The organism is Synechococcus sp. H55.9 (genome assembly GCF_047462355.1).
In the GTDB taxonomy this organism is placed as follows: Bacteria; Cyanobacteriota; Cyanobacteriia; order Thermostichales; family Thermostichaceae; genus Thermostichus.
The window spans coordinates 1-19,908 of record NZ_JANSJB010000015.1 but is presented as its reverse complement, the minus strand read 5'-3'; the positions used below and the strand labels follow the sequence as shown (position 1 = coordinate 19,908).

Sequence of the window (19,908 nt, the reverse complement as noted above, 5' to 3'; positions counted from 1 at the left end):
AGCGTTCGGGGAAGGCAGAAGTCTGGGTTGCTAGGACAGAGAGCCATCCCCAGGCGAGGCAGAATCAGGCGGCTGGGAGCCGGGATCCGGCGCTTCGGGGTGGCGGACAGGCTTGGGAAGGGTGCCGCCCGACTTGAGAACCAGGCAGCGCACGGTTTGGTGCAGTTCCTCCAGCAAAATGCCGATGGCGGAGCGGAAGTCGCGGTGGTCATCCCGCATTTGCTCCAGAATGGCGCGGATGACTTCCTTACAGTCCTTCAGGATGTGCTGCTGCTGGGCGATGATCTGCACCAGTTCGCTTTGTTCCTTGAGCAAATCCCGCAGACAAGAGCGCAGCTCGTCCACCTGGCTTTGCCAAAAGGCTTGCCCCTCCCGCAACTCCATCACGCTGGTGCGCAAGTCGGCCGTGGCATCGCGCAGGGCTTCGCTGTGGCGGCGCTCGGCCTCCAGTTGTCGCTGCTGTTCTTGCTGCTGTTGGCGTAGCTCAGAGTTGGCCTGTAAGTTAGCCTCCGCTGCCCTGAGCAATTGAGCCAACCGAGCCTCGGTAACCGCCCCCGGCAACGGAGCTCGACCTCGGCCAACTCGCCTGCGGAAGTACTTCACAGTCGCTGCATCCTACCCGCAACTCGCTACTTCACACCCGAAGACACCCGCCCAAGAAGAACTCGTCCGTCGAGCTCTACCCTAGCCGTTTCCCGGGTTCATCTAATCATAGCCACAATACCGGGTGCCGAATACGGAAACTCCAAGGGCGGGGTTGCCCCTCTCCAGGGATCCCGGAAATCCTTCTAGGATGGAAAAAGTTTGCAGGAAAGAAAGCCATGCCTTCACTTGCCAATCAGGTGGTGCTGATCACCGGAGCCTCTGCCGGCATTGGAGAGGCCGTTGCCCTGGAAGCGGCCAAACGCGGGGCCCGCTTGGTGCTGGCGGCCCGCCGAGAGGGGCTGCTACAAAACGTCAAGGACTTGGTGGAGAAGCAGGGGACAGAAGCGCTGGTGGTGCCCACCGACATGGCCGATACGGCCCAGGTGGAGGCGCTGGCCCAAAAGGCTCTGGATCGCTTTGGCCGGGTGGATATCCTGGTGAACAACGCCGGCTATGGCCAGATGGGGCCGGTGGAAGAGGTGGATGTGGCGGCGATGCGACGCCAGTTCGAGGTCAACGTGTTTGGCCTGCACGCCCTCACCCGCGCCCTCTTGCCCCAAATGCGGGAACGAGGCAGCGGCCGCATCCTCAACCTCAGCTCGGTGGCTGGCCAGATGTCGATGCCTTTCAGTGGGGTTTACAACGCCACTAAGTTTGCCGTGGAGGCCCTCAGCGACGCCCTGCGGGTGGAAGTGGCCCCCTTCGGCATCAAGGTTATCTTGATCGAGCCGGGGCCGGTGGCCACCGAGTTTGGCCGCGTGGCTGAAGAGACCTTTGCTGCTGTTGTCAACCCAAATGGCCCCTACAAGGCGATCTTGGACAAAACTGCCGATCTGGCCAGCTCGTTCAACAAAATGGCCTGGCCGGTGGAGAAGGTGGTGGAGCCGATCCTGAGAGCCATGACGGATCCCCACCCTTCCGACCGCTACACTGCTTTCACCGGCGGCAAGGTGGCGCTGGGGCTGATGCGGCTGCTGCCCGCCGCTCTGGCCGACCAAATGTGGCGGCGGGTCTATGGGCTGGATCGGCTGGGATCCTCCGGCTCGGCCTAGTTGCAGGGGATCATCCCACTCCGGCAGGGATCCCCATCAGCAAGATCTCAAGTTCATTGGAGTTGGAGATCTCATCGAGGCCAGGGCAGGGTTGTGTCTTCCAGGATGGACAGGTTAAGTTTGTTAAAGGACTTTTAATCACCGGGTGTTCCTCTTCCTTATGAACAAGCCTCTATCTGCCCAGCGCTGGTTGATCGCCCTTGTGCTGGGCCTTTGTCTCTGGCAGGGATCTGGTCTGGTTCCTGCCCACGCTGCCCTGGCCTCTGCCCTCACCTACGATCGCTTTTTGCGCTACGTCGAGGAGGGGCGGGTTACCGATGTGCGCCTCACGGACAACAACCTGGTTGCCGAAGTTACAGCTGTCGATCCGCAGACACAGCATTCCACCCGCTACCGAGTGAACCTGCTGCCCAACACCGTGCCGCAACTGGTGGATCGCCTCACCGAGCAGGGGATCGAGGTGGCCGTGGTGCCCACCCGCGACGGCAGCGCCTTCTGGGCGATTTTGGGCAACCTGATCATCCCGGTGCTGCTGTTGGGGGGGCTGTTCTTGTTCCTGCGGCGCGCCGGTGGGGGAGCGGGCGGCCCCGGGCAGGCGATGAACTTCGGCAAGTCGCGGGCCCGCTTCCAGATGGAAGCCAAAACCGGTGTTAAGTTCGACGATGTGGCCGGGATCGAAGAGGCCAAAGAAGAGCTGCAAGAGGTGGTTACCTTTCTGAAGAAGCCGGAGCGCTTCACCGCGGTGGGGGCCAAGATCCCCAAAGGCGTGTTGCTGGTGGGGCCGCCGGGGACGGGTAAAACCCTCTTGGCCAAAGCCATTGCTGGCGAGGCAGGGGTGCCCTTTTTCAGCCTTTCCGGCTCTGAGTTTGTGGAGATGTTTGTCGGGGTGGGGGCCTCTCGCGTGCGGGATCTCTTCAAGAAGGCCAAGGAGAATGCTCCCTGTATCATCTTCATCGACGAGATCGACGCGGTGGGCCGACAGCGGGGGGCCGGCATCGGCGGTGGCAACGACGAACGCGAGCAAACCCTGAACCAGTTGCTCACGGAGATGGACGGCTTTGAGGGCAACACCGGCATCATCGTGATTGCGGCCACCAACCGCCCGGATGTGTTGGATGCGGCTCTCCTGCGTCCGGGGCGGTTTGACCGCCAGGTTACGGTGGATCGGCCCACCTTTAAGGGGCGCTACGAGATCTTGCGCGTGCATGCCCGCAACAAAAAGTTGGCAGAAGAGGTCAGCCTGGAGGCCATTGCCCGCCGCACTCCCGGCTTTGCTGGTGCGGATCTGGCCAACCTGCTCAATGAGGCAGCCATTTTGGCGGCCCGCCGTCAGCGCATGGCCATCACCAACCAAGACATCGACGATGCCATCGACCGCATCACCATCGGCCTGACCAAGCCGCCGCTATTGGACGGCAAGAGCAAGCGCCTGATCGCTTACCACGAGTGCGGCCATGCTCTGCTGATGACGCTGCTGCCCCATGCGGATCCCTTGAACAAGGTGACGATTATTCCTCGTTCCGGCGGCGCGGGTGGCTTTGCCCAGCAACTGCCCAACGAAGAGCAGATCGACTCCGGCATGTACAGCCGCGCTTGGCTGTTGGATCGGGTGGTTGTGGGCTTTGGCGGTCGGGCGGCTGAGGAGATCGTTTTCGGCTACTCGGAAGTGACCACCGGAGCCAGCAACGACCTGCAGCAGAACACGAATCTGGTGCGGCAGATGGTGACCCGCTTTGGCATGTCCGAGCTGGGGCCGCTGATGTTGGATCCGCCCAACAACGAGGTATTCTTGGGCGGCGGCTGGATGAACCGCGTCGAGTACTCCGAGGACGTGGCCGCCAAGATCGACCGCCAGGTGCGGCAGATCCTGGAGAGCTGCTACCAGAAAGCCAAGCAAATTTTGTTGGAACACCGCGTTCTGCTGGATCGCCTGGCCGATACTTTGGTAGAGCGGGAGACGTTGGATGGGGACGAGTTCCGGGCGATTGTCTCAGAGTATGTGCCCATCCCAGAGAAGGTCGGCTTGCCCAGTCCAAAGTTGATCTGAGGGATCCTCTCTAGATGGTTGGTCTGGGGTGTTGCATGGATTAACTTGGGAGGGCGGTTGTTGGGGGTTGGGTCCCGGCGGCTGCCCTCTTTGCCTTGCGGGTTGTGGGTTGCGTTGGGCTGTCTCATGCTCTCTGCTTTGCCGGTTCACCTCTACCGCTGCCTGAGCTGTGGTCAAGACGGGCTGAACCTGTCACCGGGACGTGAGCCGGGATCCGCGGCGGATCGGGTTTACTGTCCCAGTTGCGGGCAAATTTACCCCATCACCGCCTTTGGAGCGGTGGATTTTTTGGCCACCTTGCCGGACTGGCCGCTCACTCCCGCTCAGGCCATTGCCCATCTGCCCGGGTTTGCCTGGGGCTACGATCGCCTCTGGCGGCCTTGGGCACTGTCGCTGTTGTCGGGAGAGAGCTTCGGCAGCGAGCGGGAAGGCCAATTGCTGGCGGAACTGGTGGGCGAGGCGGATCCCGTCTTGGACTTGGGCACGGCAGGGGGGTACTGGAGCCGCTTGCTCCTGGCCAGGGATCCGCAGCGGACGGTGATCGGCTTGGACAATGCGGCAGGGGTATTGGCCGAGGCAGCCCAACAGGCGCAGCCCCACTGGCAGCGCTACAGCCTGGTGCGGGCCCGAGCCGAACAGCTTCCCCTCGCCTCTGGAACGTTTGGGGCGGTGATCAGCGGCGCCACCCTGAACGAAGTGCCTTTGCATCCCTGTCTGCGGGAAGTTGCCCGTGTTTTGCAACCGGGAGGGGTGTTTGTCTCGATGCACAGCCAGCAGGTGCAGGGATGGGGGCAGATGGTGCAGCGGTGGTTGGAAGCAAGCGGCCTTCGGTTTTTCTCAGAAACCCAGTTGCGTGAGCACTTTCAGCAGGTGGGGTTGCACCTGGAGCGCTATCTCAGCCTGGGTTGGGTGGCCTTTGTGCGGGCGCTGCGCTCCTAACCGGCCATGTAGATCCCTTGCCGCTCTATCCCTTTTTTATAGCAAGCAGTTATGGAATAGCTTGCTGGTTGATCTCTAGCTCCCCTCTCCCACAAAGGAGAGGGGCTGGGGGTGAGGGCGTCTCAATCTTGTTTGAAACGACTGTGATTTCTCACACCTATAGGCTTTGCAACCAGGCTTCCAGGGCGCGGATGGGGGCCGGATCCCGGTAGACGCGCTCCTGGCGGGCTTTTACCTGCTGGCCCATCTGTTCGCGCCAGCGGTCATCCAGGCCCAGCCGCACGGCAATCTGGACATACTCATCTAGGTTAGAGGCGATGGTTGCGTGGATCCCCATCTGCTGCAGGATGGCGTAGGTGTGGCGACCCCGCATCAGGGATCCCGGCAGCGTGACGATGGGCAGGCCGTGGGGCAGGGCTTCCAGGGTGGTGTTGCCGCCAGACCAGCCAATGCTGTCCAGGTAAACATCTCCCAGGGCGTTGTAGGCGGCATATTGGGCGGGGGAGAGTTCCGGCAGCAGCAGCACATAGTCTTCCGCGGCCAGGCCGTAGGCGCGGAAGGCCCGCTGCAGCCGTTGCCAAAAGCGCTGGCGGATCCCTTGGGAGAGGCGGCCCCGCAAAAACAGGAATTGACACCGCCCCACCTCCCGAGCAATGCGGGGGAAGACCTCGTCGTACAGGGGCAGGTACTTAAACAGAGATTGGGCGCAGAGGTAGAGCACCCTATCGGGATCCATACCCCAGGCTGGCCAGTCCACAGGGGCGGGGTCAATAGCCAGAGGAATGTAGTAGGTGCCGATGCCGGGCAGGGGCAGGAGCTGCTCGGTGTAGTGGCCGGTCCCATCCGACGGCTCCATCAGTTCGCTGCTGATGAAAACGTCCAGCGTCGGCAGGCCAGAGGTTTGCGGATGTCCCCAGGCCATGGCCTGCACAGGGGCCAAACGCAAGGCGGCCAACTGGGCGCAGACGGGATCGATGCCCACTTCCGGGTAGAGGAGCACGTCCAGTTGCGCCTCTCGAATGATCGCCTGCCACTCCGCCAAGCTGCGGGATCCGGCTATAAACTGCTCAAAACGCGGTGGCAGGGAGCGCGTAATCTCGTCTTGGACGGCCGAGGTGTGGAAGCCGTAGAGGGCCACTTGGGAGCGATCCAAAGCTTCTACCCAGCCGTGGGTCAGGATCTTCCAAACAGAGTGATCCCGGAACAGGCCGGAGACGATGCCCACCCGCAGCCGCCCAGGACGGCGCCGCAGGAGAACGGGGGGCTGGGGGTGGCGGGCCGCCATCACCTCCCCCACCAGGGATCCGTACAGGTGCTGCAGCTCGCGGTCGTTCTGGCCCTGGTAGGGCAAAAAGAAGGGTTGGACGGAGCCAACACCAGCAGCCGCCCGCTCCAGGGTTTTGGGATCCCGCGGCAGTTGTGCCCAGCGGGCCCTGACCTTTTCCAGGGCCTGGCGGTAGCGCTCCCGGGCAACTGGGATCTGCTCAGAGGTGTCGTAGAGCAGGGGCAACTGGCTGACACACCAGCCCAGGGCCGCCGCCAAATCGGCCGGATCGGCTTGCCAGAGGCGGTAGAACAGCTCTGCCGCTTCCTCCTCCCGGCCACAGTCCCGCAGCAGGATGGCCAGCGTATAGGCAGCATCGGCAAAGTCTGGCTGCAACTCCAGAGCCTGCCTCAGCGGCACCAGGGCCGCCTCCAACTCCCCCTGCTGCCGCAGCACCAGTCCCAACTGGTACAGAACTTCCGGATCCGGTCCCCCCTGCTCCAAGGCCTGCTGGAGGTGGGCTTTTGCCTCCCCCAGCCGCCCCGCCTGCTTGAGAACAATGCCCAAATTCAAGTGGGCGTCGGGAAACCACGGCTGCTGCGCCAAGGCCTGCTGCATCAGGGCAATGGCTTCTTCCAGGGATCCCTGCTGCTGCCGACAGACCCCCAAGAGGTGCAGCGCCTCCGGGTGGGCGGGCTGGGCTTGCAACACCTGTTGGTAGAGGGAGATGGCCTCCTGCAGTTGCCCCGCCTGGTGATGGTGGACAGCCTGAAGCAGCAGGCGCTGCAGGTGCTTCTCTCTATTATCTCGGCTGGGACCAAAGCCCTTTCCCGGCGGCGACATCGAGCTTCCCAGACTTTAGCCGTTGGGGAGGTTGAGGAAGCCCGCCAAGGCCGGGGCAATGGGCAGCAGGGTCATCACCATCAAAAAGAGGGCCAGCAGCGCCAAGGCATCCCGTTGGCCGTCGGTCTCGGTAATCTCATCCTGCGGCGGACGCTCCGGCTCGCGGGCAATAAAGAGAATCAGCAGCGCCCAGTAGAGAGCCAAAACGTTACTGATGGCCGCCACCGCCAGGGCAATCAGGGTAATCACTGTGGCACGTGCCGCCGTCTTGCGCCCGTACACCGCCTGCACGATCCGCCCGCCGTCCAACTGCCCTGCCGGCAAAAGGCTCAAGGCGGTGATGGCCAGGCCAATCCAGCCCACGGCCACGAAGGGGTGAATGGGCACCAGCTCCGCCTGCAACTGGGATCCCAGCACCAGCCGCGCCAGCGTGCCCACCAGGATGGAACTACGGAAGATCTCCGTGGGCACGTATAGGCCACCGGAGCCGGAGAGCTTCAGGCCAACCAGCAGCACCACCAAGGAAAGGAGACCCCCCGCCGCCGGGCCGGCAAAGGCAATGTCAAACAGGGCCTTGCGGTTGGGCACCGGCGACTGGATGCGGTTTAGGGATCCCAGCGTGCCGATCCCCAAACTGGGAATAACAAAAGCTGGGCTGAGGCGTACGCCGTACTTGCCGGCCATCCAGCGGTGTCCGGTCTCGTGCACCAGCAAAATGGCAAAGATCCCCGCCGCCACCGGCAGGGCCTCCACCCAGCGCCCCGGCGCCTCCAACAGCCGAAAGCCCAACAGATTTGCCCCCACCTCCAAAGTGGCCAGAAAGCTAGCTATCATTAGGCCCGCAGCCAGGATCTGTGCCCCTGTCGAAGCGCGGTAGTTGACAATCTCATCTGGCAAGACCACCACCGCCGGCTTTTCCGAGGCATCCTCCACCAAAAACAGTTGGTAGCGGCCGCCCACTCGTTCCTTCAGCTTTTCTGTCAGCAGGGGCACCACCACCTCTGCCTCGCCGCGCAGGTTGCCCTTGAAGATCGCCCCCTCCCCATAGGGGATGGTCTCGGTGACGAAGAAGGTGTCCAGACCGAAGATGGATTGAATCGCCTGCAAATCTTCCGCAGAGATGCCCCGCAAGACCAAAGGTTGCTCGACAGGCGTCTCCCCAGCCCCTTCCGAGGGGATTTCCTGCCGCTCCTCCATCTGGGCCAACTGCTGTCGCCGCGCCTGCAGCTCCTGCTGGGCCAACTGGCGGGTTTTGCGCCCCACGGCAATGTAGAGCCCCGTGAACACCAGCAATAGCAGCAGGAAGCCAGCAAAGCTGAGGTAAACCCCAAACAGCAGCAGCCCCAGGAAGACCACCCACGGCAAAAGGAGCAGGGATCCCTGGAACCACACCCAGACGGCCAGGGATCCCCGCCGGCGGGCTCGCCAGAAACCCCAACCCAAAAACGCCAGCGTTCCCAACAAAAAGAGGGGCGTAATCTCGGCGGCGATGTTCATGGCTGACCTACGAGGCTTACCGATACTGAGCTGGAATCAAGAGCCGCTCAAGCAGAAACAGGCGCTTCTTCAAAACGAGGCTCCGGCTGCTCCCACAAGTAAAAGCCAGCTTTGCGCGGTTTGAGCAGGAACAGCTGCAGGAACTGGTAGGCGTTGTTGAGGTAAAGGGGCAGCTTACGCAGGCCCTTGAAGGGGCCAGATCCGCGGGCAATCTCCCTCAACTTGGCGTTGTTGGCCACGCACTTCTGCAGCCGGCGCACAAACTCCGGGTTCTCCACATCCAGCACCACCGGGAAGACCTTGGCCGCCTCGCGGTTGGTCTTGTAGATCACCTCCATGTCGTAGGTATGGGGATCCAGGCCGATGAGACGGTAGAAATCCGGGCGCTCGCCCACGTCGTTGAGGTACATGGTGGCAAACACCGACAGCAGGAAGAAGCGGCACCACAGCTCCGCCACCCATCCCTTGAGCAGCCGCGGCTGGCTCAGGAGCATGAGGGCAAAGAAATCGCCGTGGCGGTTCTCGTCCTGGCACCAGTTCTTGAAGAAGTTGAAGATGGGGTAGATGCGGTCTTCGGGGTGAGCTTCGAGGTGGCGGTAGATAAGGATGTAGCGCCAGTAGCCGATCTTCTCGGAGAGATAGGTGGCGTAGAAGATGAAGCGGGGCGCGAAATAGGTGTAGGACTTGTGCTTGGTCAAAAAGCTCAGGTCCAAGGCCAAGTTAAAGTCGCCCATGGCGCGGTTGAGGAAGCCGGCGTGGCGGGCCTCGTCGCGGCTCATCAGGGCAAAGCACTCAGCCAAAACCGGGTTGGTCTCCTTCAGCTTGCGAGATAGCTCCTTGTAGAGCAGGAAGCCAGAGAACTCCGCCGTGCAGGAGCGCTCCAAAAACTCCACAAACAGCCGCCGCGCCTCCGGATCAAGCCGGCTTTCCCAGTCTTGGTTGAACTCCTCGCCGCGGACAAAGTGGTGGCGGTTGTAGTCGGCGCGAAACTCCTCCAGGATGGCCCGGAAGTCGGCCTCTCGATCGCCTAACCCCATCTTGCCGATGGCCTCGAAGTCGGTGGTGTAGAAGCGCGGTGTCAGGATGGTCTCAGTGGGCACTCGCGCCTGGGTTTGGGCAGCTTGCAAAGTGGAACTCATAGGGGTTACAGGATGAAAAGGCCAGTATACTCTCGCAGTTTACCAGCCTCTTTGGCCGTCGAGGGGATAAGAAGTGTTACCGACAGGCCCCGGATCCCCTACGACGGCAGCGCCACCGGCTGGGATCGCGCCGGATCCGTCAGCTCACTCCCCTCCTCCGAAGGCGGGATCACCTGCCAAAACAGGGGCAAGTAGCGCTCCCAGTTCTGCAGGATGCGCTCGGCTTTGGGGGAATGGGTGCGGCGGTAGTGCTCCTGGATCAGGCCCTTCAGTTGCGCTTCCGCCGCCGCCGTCTGTATCCGCTGGATGCGCACGATCTCGCCGTTGACCTTGGCGGGGAAATTGCCCTCCTCGTCCAGCACGTAGGCCAGGCCGCCGGTCATGCCCGCCCCCAGGTTGCGGCCCACCCGCCCCAGCACCACCACCACGCCGCCGGTCATGTATTCGCAGCAGTGGTCGCCGGATCCCTCGATTACCGCCTGAGCGCCGGAGTTGCGCACGGCAAAGCGCTCTCCCGCCTGGCCGTTGGCAAACAGGGATCCGCCGGTGGCCCCGTACAGACAGGTGTTGCCTAGGATGACGTTTTCTGCTGGATCCCGCGGAGCTTCTGGGGGAGCCAGAATGACAATTTCACCGCCACACATGCTCTTACCCACGTAGTCGTTGGCTTCCCCCGTCAGGGTCAGGCGCATGCCCGCCAAGGTAAAGGCCCCAAAGCTCTGGCCGGCGCTGCCCACAAAGCGCAGATCCAGTAGCCCCCCTTGTCGGGCAAAGCCGGTATCCCCATACAGCCGGGCCAGGGTGCCGGCAATGCGTCCGCCCACGCAGCGATCCGTGTTGGCGATGGGGAGCTCCACTGTAGCTGTGTCGCAGGTCTCGATGGCCTTTTGCACCTCGGGCCGCGCCAGGATTGCCTCGTCCAGCACCGGGCCGTTGCCATGCACCAGCTCATGGTCTATCCACTCGGGCCGCTGGTGGGGATCGAAGCCGGGGGGAGTCCGCAGCAGATAGTCCAAGTTGAGGGACTGGGTTTTCTCCAGAGCCGCGTCGGTACGGGGGCAGAGTAGATCCACCCGGCCGATCACCTCCTCCAAGGAGCGGTAGCCCAGTTGGGCTAGGACTTGGCGCACCTCCTCGGCCACAAAGGTAAAGAAAGTTACTACCTGGTCAGGAGTGCCGGGGAAGCGCTTGCGCAGCTCCTCTTTCTGGCTGGTCACCCCCACCGGGCAGTTGTTGGTGTGGCAGACCCGCGCCATGATGCACCCCTCGGCAATCATGGCCACTGTCCCGAAGCCAAACTCTTCCGCCCCCAGCATGGCCGCCATCACCACTTCCCAGCCGGTGCGAATGCCGCCGTCCACCCGCAGAATCACCCGCTGCCGCAGGCCGTTCTCCAGCAGGGCGTGATGCACTTCCACCAGGCCTAGCTCCCAGGGCGCCCCCGCGTGTTTGATCGAGCTCAAAGGAGAAGCCCCTGTGCCTCCCTCGTGGCCGGAGATCTGGATGATGTCGGCATTGGCCTTGGCCACCCCCGCCGCCACGGTGCCGATGCCCACCTCCGCCACCAGCTTCACCGACACCTGCGCCTGCGGGTTGACCTGGTGCAGGTCGAAGATCAACTGGGCCAGATCCTCAATCGAGTAGATGTCGTGGTGGGGCGGCGGCGAGATCAAGGTCACCCCCGGCTTGGAGCGGCGCAGCTTGGCAATGTAGGGGCTGACCTTTTTGCCCGGCAGTTGTCCGCCCTCGCCCGGCTTGGCTCCCTGGGCAATTTTGATCTCGATTTGCCGCGCGTTGAGCAGGTACTCTGGCGTCACGCCAAAGCGGCCCGAAGCCACCTGCTTCACTGCCGAGCTGGCGTTGTCCCCCATGCGCAGGCCCTTCAGGTGGGGGAAGCGCGCCGAGGTGCCCTCCGGCGTCACATCGGTGATGGGGATGTAGCGCTCCGGATCTTCTCCACCTTCGCCGGAGTTGGACTTGCCGCCAATGCGGTTCATGGCAATGGCTAGGGTCTCGTGGGCCTCGCGGCTGAGGGCTCCCAGCGACATTCCCCCCGTGGCAAAGCGCTTGAAGATCTCGGTGGCCGGCTCTACCTCTTCTAGGGGAATGGGATCCCGGTCGCTGCGAAAGTCCAGCAGATCCCGCAGGGCTGTGGGGGGGCGGTGGCGCAGATGGGCCCGGTAGATCTCGTAGTGGTCGGGCTGTCCTGAGGCGATGGCCTTGTGCAGCAGCTTGGCCATCTCCGGGCTGTTGATGTGGTACTCCCCCTTGGGCCGCGCTTGGATAAAGCCAAAGTTCTCCAATTTTTTCGCGCTCAGCTCGGGGAAGGCGCGGCAGTGGTTGGCCATGCCCTCGCGGGCCAGATCTGCCAGCGTCATCCCCCCGACCCGGGATACCGTGCCGCGGAAGGCCAGCTCGATCACCTCTTGGCTGAGGCCGATGGCCTCGAAGATCTGCGCCCCGTGGTAGCTGGAGAGCAGAGAAATGCCCATCTTGGAGAGGATCTTGAGCAAGCCCGCCTCGATGGCCGTGCGGTACTTCAGTTGGGCTTCGGCCAGAGAGAGCTGGGGCAGCTTGCCGGTGGCCATTTGGGTTTGCGTCTTGGGCTTGTGCCACCACTGCCGCACCGCCTCGTAGGCCAGGTAGGGGCAGACGGCGCTGGCCCCATAGCCGATCAGGCAGGCAAAGTGGTGGGTACTCCAGCATTGGGCGGTCTCCACCACCAGAGAAGCGCGTAGGCGCAGCCCCTCCTGGATGAGGTGATGGTGGACAGCCCCGACGGCCAGCAGGGGCGGGATCAAGGCTTGCTCAGCACTGAGACCGCGATCCGAAAGGATCAAGATCTCGGCCCCCTCCCGCACTGCCTGCGCCGCCTTTTGGCACAGGGCTCGCACCTGAGCGGCCAGCCCTTCTGGCCCAGCGGCTACCGGGTAGAGGATGGGCAGCGTCCGGCAAGAGAAAGGCGTCCGCTGCAGGGCAGCTAGCTCCGCCTCGTTGAGCACCGGGCTGCGTAGGTGCAGCAGGCGAGCATGCTCCGGACGGATCTCCAGCAGGTTGCCTTTGGATCCCAGGTACACCTCCAAAGACATCACCAAGCTTTCCCGCAGGGGATCGATGGCCGGGTTGGTGACCTGGGCAAAGCGCTGCTTGAAGTAGTCGTAAAGGGGGTGGGGCTGGGTGGAGAACACCGCCAGCGGCGCGTCGTCCCCCATGCTGAAAACCGGCTCCTTGCCTGTGGCCGCCATCTCCTCGATGATCATCTCCACATCTTCCGAGGAGTAGCCGCAGGCGGTTTGAACCTGCAGCAACTGCTCCTCCGCAAGCTGCGGGGCAACCTCAAAGTCTTGGCTGGCCAGCTGGACGCGGCAGGTCTTGAGCCATTCCCCATAAGAGTGTTGGGCCGCCACCCGAGCTTTGATCTCCCAGTTTTTGTAGAGCCGGCCACTTTGCAGATCCACCGTCAGCATCTGCCCTGGTCCCAGCCGCCCCTTTTCTAGGATCTCGGCTTCCGGCAGGGGAACCACCCCGGCTTCTGAAGCCACCACCAGCAACCCATCGCGGCTGAGGGCGTAGCGGGCCGGGCGCAGGCCATTGCGATCTAGAGTGGCGCCAATGGTTTTGCCGTCGCAGAAGACCACCATGGCCGGCCCGTCCCACGCTTCCTGCAGGCCGGCGAAAAACTCGTAGAAGTCCACCACTTCCGGGTGATCCTGCAGCTCCGGCTGGTGGCGGTAGGCTTCCGGGATCAGCGCCATCATCGCCTGCTGACTGGAGTAGCCCGACGCGATCAAGAGCTCGAAGACCGCATCCAAGCCTGCCGAGTCGCTGGTGCCGGGATCGATGACGGGTTTGAGCTCTTCGATGGCCTCGCCCCAGAGGGGATGGGCCAAAGAGGGCTCGCGGGCAGCCATCCAGTTGACATTGCCCAGGTAGGTGTTGATCTCGCCGTTGTGGCAGAGGTAGCGGAAGGGCTGGGCCAGCGACCAGCGGGGCAGGGTGTTGGTGCTGAAGCGGCGGTGGTAGGTGGCGTAGGCGGTGGTGTAGAGGGGGTTGTGCAGATCGCGGTAAAACTGGCCCAACACGGCTGACTGCACCATGCCTTTGTAGACGATGAGCCGGCAGGAGAGGGAAGCAAAATAGATGGAGTAAAAGCCGAATCGGCTTTCCACCTGCCGCCGCAGGCGCCGCCGCAGCAAATAGAGCTGTCGCTCCAGCTCATCCCCCTCCAGCCTGGGATGGGTGAGGAGCATTTGCCAGATAGAAGGCAGGGTTTGTCGCGCCATTGGCCCCAGGCACTCCGGATTGACCGGCACCCGGCGCCAGAGGGGCCGTCCCCACTCCGTGGTGGCCAAGTAGTCGTCGATGAGCTGCCGCACTGCTTGGCACTCGGCGGGATCCGGGGGCAAGAACACCATGCCCACAGCACTGCGGCGGGGATCCCAAGCTCGGATCTCCTCCCTCTCTGCCTGCAGCAGCGCCCAGGGAATGGCCGTGGTAATGCCGGCTCCATCGCCACTTTGGCTGTCCCCGCCGCAGCCGCCCCGGTGCTCCATGCAGGTGAGAGCTTGGAGGGTTTTTTGCAGCAGCTCGTGGCTGGCCCTCCCCTGGCGATCCACCAGGAACCCAACGCCGCAGGCATCCCGCTCTTGAAAGTGCCAGTTTTCCTGCAGGATAGGAACCGAAGCCTGGGAGCGATGGGGATTCATGGGCAGAAAAACAGCTCGGAGTCGATCACATTTTAGAGTTGGAAAACCAGCATATCGCAATCCAATCCGACAGGAAAAGGGGTTAGGCCCAAGTCAGGGCTAGATTTTGCCAATAGGGCAATCGAATAAGCCAGGAAAGCCAAAAAAGCTTGCCATGAACAGATTTTTCGAGTTTTTTCGGCTAGCTTCTTCAGCAGACTTTGGACGATCTGGGAAAGCCAGGCCGTACATTCCAGCTTTTACTGGCTCCGCTTGCTGCAAACCGGCAGGTGGAAAGCTGTGGCTTAATTGTTATCTGAAGAAGTCAGAAAATGTATTGCGCAGATCGGAGAGCCGGTCGTTAAAGCAGGTGAGCCGATCAGCGGTGGAGTTCACCATCGTCAAGTCTGCCCTGCCGGTTGTGCCCTCGGATCCCAAGAGGGGAACGCTCATGCGGCTGGGATCCGCAGCATTCTGGGAGACGCGGATAACGGCTCGCTCGCGGTTGAACTGATAGGCTTCGGCCACGTAGCGGATGGGCTCGCTCAAGCTGGGATCCACCGGCAAGCTGGGGGCCGGCAAAAGATCCACCAGCTCGGTAAAGGTGCCGCTCCGCAGGCCCACCACGGCAGCAGCCCCCAACTGGTTACAGATGGCGATGAGCACCGGTTCTTGGGCGCTGGCGCTAACGTTGGCCAAGGTGACGGTGACGTTGGCCCGGCTGGGTGCCGGGGGATAAGTAACCTCAAAGATGCGGGCGGGAGCGTTGCCCAGCTCGTCGCGGGCGCGGAAGCGAAGTTGCCCCCTGTAGGACAGGATGGAGGAGAAGTAGAGGCCAAAGCGGTCGCCGGGGCCCCGTCCGGGGATGTTGGCCTGGCGGGGGACGTAGGCGAGGACGGCGCGGCTTTGCCAGTTGTTGGGCGGCGCATAGGGCAGCAGCGGGCTACTGTCGAGGCTGGGAGGTTCTCTGGGAGGCGGATCCGGCTGGCCATCCCTGTTCAAGTCCAGGCCGTTGCCCAAAAAAGCCACCGAGCGTTGGAGAAGGATGGGGTGGTTTTGGTTATCGACCAGAGGAGGTCGCCCTTCCGCCAGCCCCGCATTTTCCACATAGACGTTGAAGGGGCGATTCAAGATCTGGTTGTCCCGCTGCCGCCGCACGTTGAACTGAAGGTAGGGCCCCACCCCGCCTGCTGTCGGGGATCCCCCTGTAATTTCAAAGTCGTCAGCTCGCAAAAAGGCATTTTCCAGCGGGCTAAGCGGAGTTGTCGCCTCGCCGCAGCCGACCAGGCCGAGCGCCAAGATCGCCCAAGCTGCAAAAGATCCCAGTTTAGGTTTGATGAGATTTTGGATGAGAGATTGAAGAGGGGAAGTCGGGCCCGCACAGGTGGGATGCGCAGGCCAGCGGGCGAGCTCTGGTTTCAACATTCATCTCCTCCCCACAACAGACATTGGCGACCGTTCGGCGCGAGCGGGCTGAGCGGGAAATCGGCGAAAATCCACCTGCAGCCCCTCAGCGTCGCCTGAACCACTATATCCTGAGCCTCGGTCTGGATCCCACCATCCCAGGGAGTCGGCGGCTACAGAGCTGCCGAGAGGGGGCGCCCCCCCTTTCTCCTGAGCGGCTTGATAGCCTAGAAGGAGCGAAAGGTGGATGCCCATGTCAGATACCCCTGCAGTCTTGGTAGAACAACTCCAGAAGCGCTACGGCTCCACAGTGGCCGTGGCAGATGTCTCCTTCCAAGTAGAGCCCGGCCAGATCTACGGCCTTCTCGGCCCCAACGGCGCCGGCAAAACCACCACTCTGCACTGCCTGTGCACCCTGCTGCGCCCTGACGCAGGTCGGATCGAGGTGTGCGGGATCCCGGTCAACCAAAATCCCAAGGCGGTACGGGAAAAGCTGGGCTTTGTTGCCCAGGAGGTGGCCTTGGATAAGGTGCTGACGGGGCGAGAATTGTTGCAGTTGCAGGCCGATCTCTACCACCTGCCTCGCCCCTTGGCCCAAGAGCGGATCGCCGCTGTCCTGGAATTGCTGGGGCTGGCCGACCGGGCCGACCAACGCATCGGCACCTACTCTGGCGGCTTGCGCAAACGCCTAGATCTGGCGGCAGGACTGCTGCACCAGCCGCAGGTGCTGGTTTTGGACGAGCCCACGGTGGGCCTGGATATCCCCAGCCGGCTGGCCATCTGGGACTTTCTGCGCCAACTTAAAAACACCGGCGTTACGGTGGTGCTCAGCAGCCATTACCTGGAGGAGGTCGACCTGTTGGCCGACCGGGTGGCCATCATCGACCGCGGCAAGGTAATTGCCGAAGGAACGCCAGAAGAGCTAAAAGCCCGCGTCGGCGGCGAGCGCATCACTCTCAAGCTGCAGGAGTTTGCGCCGCCAGAACTGGCCCAGCGGGGGGCCGAACTGCTGGGATCCCTGCCCTTTGTCCAAAAAGTGGTGATCAACAGCGCCCAGGGCAACGCCCTCAACCTGGTGGTGCAGCGCAATGGGGAGGATCCCCTCAGCCAGATCCGCGCCCAGCTCGAGGCCCACGGGCTGGAGATCTTCAGCAGCACCCAATCCCGTCCCAGCTTGGATGACGTGTATTTGGCGGCAACCGGGCAAACGCTCCTGGATGCGGAGCTGGCTGCCGCCGAAGCCAACCTGGGCAAAAAGAAGTAGTTTTTCCCTGATTCCCGATCCCTACCTCATTCAAAACTTTGCAGGAGCCTTGGTATGACCTCTGCTGCTTCCCCAACCCCATCCAACCCAATTCCTCTATTTACAGCCGACTTTTGGCAGGAGACCTTTGCCCTCGCCCGCCGCTTGTTTATCCAACTGCAGCGTCGCCCCACAACCCTGCTGGTCGGCATCATCCAGCCGCTGCTCTGGTTGATTTTGTTCGGGGCCTTGTTCCAGAATGCCCCTGCCGGCATTTTCGGGGCCGGACAAAACTACACCCAGTTTTTGGGGGCAGGGGTGATCGTGTTTACGGCCTTCGGCGGGGCCTTGAATGCCGGCGTGCCGGTGATTTTCGACCGGGAATTTGGATTTTTAAACCGATTGTTGGTGGCTCCCCTCACCTCTCGCTTTTCCATTGTGCTGGCCTCTAGCCTGTTCATCGTCAGTTTGGCGCTGCTGCAGACGGCGGTGATCGTGGGGGCAGACTATGCCCTCGGAGCCGGGATCCCGGACGGGCGGGGCTTGGCGGTGGTGGCCCTGATCGTGGGCCTGTTGGTCTTGGGCTTTACAGCCCTGAGCTTAGGCCTGGCCTTTGCTATGCCGGGGCACCAGCAGTTGCTGGCCTTTATCTTTTTGGTGAATCTGCCACTGATCTTTTCCAGCACGGCTTTGGCTCCCCTCAGCTTTATGCCCACCTGGCTGCGCTGGGTGGCCAGCCTCAACCCGCTCACCTTTGCCATCGAGCCGATTCGACATGTTTACCGCAGCAGCCATTGGAGCTTTGCCGATGTGGTACTGCAGGCCCCCTGGGGCGACCTCACCCTGGCGGGATCCCTGGGCCTATTGACGGGGTTTGTGGTGGTGTCGGTTCTGCTGGTGCAGGGGGTGCTGCGCAAGAGTTTGGCTTGAGCACCTCTGCTCAGGCTGTGCCCCTCAAAGCCACTGGCGGGAGACGGACTTCTCCAGCTCCGCTTGCGCCTGCTGCACCAGGGCCTGGGGGCTGTCCTGAGCTGGGGAAACGTCCAGAGACGGGGTGAGGCTGCGGGCTTGCAGGGCCATGTGGAGCTGCAGCTCGGTTACATAGTCGCGCAGGCCAAAGCCAGCGGCAGAAGAGGAGCGAGCTGTCGAAGAAGCGTAAGACGCAGACATCACGGCAAGAAGTCCCTCGCAAAATTGCCACCGTCGCCCTGCTACGCTATCACGCCCGCCCCCTTTCTGAGGGTTCCAAAGTGTTAGCTTTGATTAAGCTTTGCAAAGGATTTTTGTCATGGCGGTTCTTGAAGATTGGCAGCGCTCCAAGTTGGATCCCAGCGACGATGCCTTCTTTTATGACTATCCCCGCTTTGTAACCCACGTGGATGCCGGCTTTATCGGCCAGCTCACCGACCTGTACCGCCGGTATTTGCGGCCCCAGACCCGCATTCTCGATCTGATGAGCAGTTGGGTTTCTCATCTGCCGCCGGAGATGGATTTTGCCCATGTGGAGGGGCATGGGATGAATGCCGAGGAACTGGCGGCCAACCCCCGGCTCCATCACTTCTTCATCCAGAACTTGAACCAAAACCCAATTCTGCCCTTCCCAGATCAATCCTTCGATGCGGTGCTGAATACGGTTTCGGTGCAATACCTGCAGCAGCCGGAAGAGGTGTTTGCCGAGGTGCACCGCATCCTCAAGCCCCAGGGCCTTTTCATTGTCAGCTTCTCCAACCGCATGTTTTTCCAGAAGGCGATTCAGGCTTGGCGGGACAGCTCGGAAGCAGAGCGGGTGGAGCTGGTCAAGCGCTATTTTAAGTCGGTGCCGGGGTTCGAGATTGTCGAGGCCATCCAGCGGCCTGCCCCCATGGGTTGGCTGAGCTTGTTGGCAGGAGGAGGCGGGGATCCCTTCTATGCCTTGATTGGACAGCGAGCGGCAGAATAAAGTTCTCCGGCTTGCCCATGGCACTATTGGATCCTGATATCCAGATCTCTCTTTCCGCTTTGTTTGTCCGCAAAAGGTGCCTTTGTTTTCCGGTCTTTCTCACAGCTCTCCTCAGCAAAGCAGCGATCCCTTTCCCCTGGAGATCTCAGCAATTGGCGAGGCAGGGCTGTTGCAGATCGTACAGCGCTACTGCCCTGACCAGGTGGTGGGGGATGACGCGGCAGTGTTGGCCGCTCCCAAGGGGCAGTTGGTGGTGACCACCGATGTCTTGGTGGAGGGGGTTCACTTCAGCGACTTAACCACCCCGGCCCATGCAGTGGGCTGGCGCGCGGTGGCGGCCAATCTCTCGGATCTGGCGGCGATGGGATCCCGTCCCCTGGCTTTGCTGGTGGGCCTGGGCCTGCCGGGATCCACGCCGGTGGCTTGGGTGGAGGAGCTCTATCGAGGGATGCAAGCCTGTTGTGCCCCTTGGGGAGCGGAATTGGTAGGGGGGGATCTGTGTCGGTCGCCGCAGCGGTTTGTGGCGATCACGGCTCTGGGATCGGTACAGCCGGGGCGGGCTATTGAGCGCAAACGGGCCCAGCCGGGCGATTGGCTGATCGTAACAGGGCCCCATGGCGACGCGCGGGCCGGCCTGGAGCTGCTGCTCCATCCCGAACAGGGATCCTCAGCCGCGGCAGCCGAGCGAGAGCAGTTAATCAGGGCGCACCAATATCCGCGCCCGCGCTTGGATCTATTACCCCTTTTGGAAGGGATCCCGGATCCTTTGCGCCTGGCCGGCATGGACACCAGCGATGGCTTGGCAGATGCTCTGGTGCAGGTGTGCCAGACCAGTGGGGTGGAGGCGCGGATCGAGGCGGAGCGGATCCCGATTTCGGCGGCTTTGCAACATGTTTTTCCGGGCCAAGCCCTGGAGTGGGCGCTCTACGGCGGGGAAGATTTTGAGCTGTTGCTCAGCGCCGAGCCCGCGCTGGCCCAGCGCCTTCTGGAACAGTTGCCGGGGGCGACCTGGATTGGGGAAGTAACCGGCTGGGATCCGCAGGGAACGGTGTGGTTGAGTGACGGACAACCCCTCAGCCGCCAGCACGCCTTCCAGCACTTTTGAGCCCCATCCCCCCTCTCCCTCTGGGAGAGGGGCTGTCTCTTATCCCCATCTGCAGCTGCTGACGAATATGATAGTGTAGAGATGGGTGGGCGCCGGATAGTTAAAA

General features: G+C 62.3%; 14 protein-coding genes. 7 read left to right on the top strand and 7 right to left on the bottom strand.

What is annotated here, in order from left to right; genetic code table 11:
• Window positions 1–30 precede the first annotated feature (30 nt).
• Window positions 31–603, bottom strand: coding sequence for a hypothetical protein (locus tag NW857_RS03730; RefSeq protein ID WP_414334288.1), 573 nt, complete (start codon window positions 601–603; stop codon window positions 31–33).
• A gap of 218 nt (window positions 604–821) precedes the next feature.
• Here NW857_RS03730 and NW857_RS03725 point away from each other — a divergent pair, with 218 nt between their 5' ends.
• From NW857_RS03725 to NW857_RS03715, 3 genes are all read left to right on the top strand, one after another.
• Window positions 822–1,697 (top strand): SDR family NAD(P)-dependent oxidoreductase, encoded by an 876-nt coding sequence (locus NW857_RS03725; RefSeq protein ID WP_414367972.1) that lies wholly within the window; start codon window positions 822–824, stop codon window positions 1,695–1,697.
• Window positions 1,698–1,857: 160 nt separating this feature from the next.
• Entirely contained in the window at window positions 1,858–3,744 is a 1,887-nt protein-coding gene (gene ftsH, locus NW857_RS03720) for an ATP-dependent zinc metalloprotease FtsH (protein ID WP_414334292.1), read from the top strand.
• Window positions 3,745–3,870: 126 nt separating this feature from the next.
• The gene (locus NW857_RS03715; RefSeq protein ID WP_414334294.1) at window positions 3,871–4,683 is read left to right on the top strand and encodes a class I SAM-dependent methyltransferase; all 813 of its coding nucleotides are present in this window, start codon (window positions 3,871–3,873) and stop codon (window positions 4,681–4,683) included.
• 157 nt (window positions 4,684–4,840) lie between these two features.
• Here the strand turns inward: NW857_RS03715 and NW857_RS03710 are convergent, their stop codons facing one another.
• From NW857_RS03710 to NW857_RS03690, 5 genes are all read right to left on the bottom strand, one after another.
• A complete protein-coding gene (locus NW857_RS03710; protein WP_414334295.1) occupies window positions 4,841–6,790 on the bottom strand; it encodes a tetratricopeptide repeat protein in 1,950 nt (649 codons plus the stop codon).
• Between the two features lie 15 nt (window positions 6,791–6,805).
• The gene (locus NW857_RS03705) at window positions 6,806–8,287 is read right to left on the bottom strand and encodes a site-2 protease family protein (protein ID WP_414367971.1); all 1,482 of its coding nucleotides are present in this window, start codon (window positions 8,285–8,287) and stop codon (window positions 6,806–6,808) included.
• Window positions 8,288–8,334: 47 nt separating this feature from the next.
• Window positions 8,335–9,426, bottom strand: a complete 1,092-nt coding sequence (acsF, locus tag NW857_RS03700; RefSeq protein WP_414367970.1) for a magnesium-protoporphyrin IX monomethyl ester (oxidative) cyclase — start codon at window positions 9,424–9,426, stop codon at window positions 8,335–8,337.
• A gap of 98 nt (window positions 9,427–9,524) precedes the next feature.
• Window positions 9,525–14,132 carry a glutamate synthase large subunit gene (gene gltB / locus NW857_RS03695; protein WP_414367969.1) on the bottom strand — a complete coding sequence of 1,536 codons (4,608 nt, stop codon included), beginning with the start codon at window positions 14,130–14,132 and terminating at the stop codon, window positions 9,525–9,527.
• 291 nt (window positions 14,133–14,423) lie between these two features.
• Window positions 14,424–15,410 carry a hypothetical protein gene (locus NW857_RS03690; protein ID WP_414352276.1) on the bottom strand — a complete coding sequence of 329 codons (987 nt, stop codon included), beginning with the start codon at window positions 15,408–15,410 and terminating at the stop codon, window positions 14,424–14,426.
• A gap of 352 nt (window positions 15,411–15,762) precedes the next feature.
• On the opposite strand from NW857_RS03690, the gene NW857_RS03685 reads away from it, so the two are divergent.
• Together NW857_RS03685 and NW857_RS03680 are read left to right on the top strand one after the other, a co-directional pair.
• Window positions 15,763–16,779 carry an ATP-binding cassette domain-containing protein gene (locus NW857_RS03685; RefSeq protein ID WP_414334302.1) on the top strand — a complete coding sequence of 339 codons (1,017 nt, stop codon included), beginning with the start codon at window positions 15,763–15,765 and terminating at the stop codon, window positions 16,777–16,779.
• 54 nt (window positions 16,780–16,833) lie between these two features.
• A complete protein-coding gene (locus NW857_RS03680) occupies window positions 16,834–17,688 on the top strand; it encodes an ABC transporter permease (RefSeq protein WP_414334304.1) in 855 nt (284 codons plus the stop codon).
• 24 nt (window positions 17,689–17,712) lie between these two features.
• Here NW857_RS03680 and NW857_RS03675 read toward each other — a convergent pair whose 3' ends face one another.
• Window positions 17,713–17,928, bottom strand: coding sequence for a hypothetical protein (locus tag NW857_RS03675; RefSeq protein ID WP_414334306.1), 216 nt, complete (start codon window positions 17,926–17,928; stop codon window positions 17,713–17,715).
• A gap of 118 nt (window positions 17,929–18,046) precedes the next feature.
• Between NW857_RS03675 and NW857_RS03670 the strand changes: the two genes are divergently transcribed.
• Window positions 18,047–18,697, top strand: coding sequence for a class I SAM-dependent methyltransferase (locus NW857_RS03670; RefSeq protein WP_414334308.1), 651 nt, complete (start codon window positions 18,047–18,049; stop codon window positions 18,695–18,697).
• A gap of 82 nt (window positions 18,698–18,779) precedes the next feature.
• A complete protein-coding gene (gene thiL, locus NW857_RS03665; protein WP_414367966.1) occupies window positions 18,780–19,802 on the top strand; it encodes a thiamine-phosphate kinase in 1,023 nt (340 codons plus the stop codon).
• Window positions 19,803–19,908 lie beyond the last annotated feature (106 nt).

What these genes read in the sequence shown, in the direction of transcription:
- NW857_RS03715 (WP_414334294.1), top strand. Translation starts at nt 3,871, where the DNA reads ATGCTCTCTGCTTTGCCGGTTCACCTCTACCGCTGCCTGAGCTGTGGT.
- ftsH (WP_414334292.1), top strand. Translation starts at nt 1,858, where the DNA reads ATGAACAAGCCTCTATCTGCCCAGCGCTGGTTGATCGCCCTTGTGCTG.
- gltB (WP_414367969.1), bottom strand. Translation starts at nt 14,132, where the DNA reads ATGAATCCCCATCGCTCCCAGGCTTCGGTTCCTATCCTGCAGGAAAAC.
- NW857_RS03725 (WP_414367972.1), top strand. Translation starts at nt 822, where the DNA reads ATGCCTTCACTTGCCAATCAGGTGGTGCTGATCACCGGAGCCTCTGCC.
- NW857_RS03685 (WP_414334302.1), top strand. Translation starts at nt 15,763, where the DNA reads ATGCCCATGTCAGATACCCCTGCAGTCTTGGTAGAACAACTCCAGAAG.
- NW857_RS03670 (WP_414334308.1), top strand. Translation starts at nt 18,047, where the DNA reads ATGGCGGTTCTTGAAGATTGGCAGCGCTCCAAGTTGGATCCCAGCGAC.
- NW857_RS03705 (WP_414367971.1), bottom strand. Translation starts at nt 8,287, where the DNA reads ATGAACATCGCCGCCGAGATTACGCCCCTCTTTTTGTTGGGAACGCTG.
- acsF (WP_414367970.1), bottom strand. Translation starts at nt 9,426, where the DNA reads ATGAGTTCCACTTTGCAAGCTGCCCAAACCCAGGCGCGAGTGCCCACT.
- NW857_RS03675 (WP_414334306.1), bottom strand. Translation starts at nt 17,928, where the DNA reads ATGTCTGCGTCTTACGCTTCTTCGACAGCTCGCTCCTCTTCTGCCGCT.
- NW857_RS03680 (WP_414334304.1), top strand. Translation starts at nt 16,834, where the DNA reads ATGACCTCTGCTGCTTCCCCAACCCCATCCAACCCAATTCCTCTATTT.
- NW857_RS03710 (WP_414334295.1), bottom strand. Translation starts at nt 6,790, where the DNA reads ATGTCGCCGCCGGGAAAGGGCTTTGGTCCCAGCCGAGATAATAGAGAG.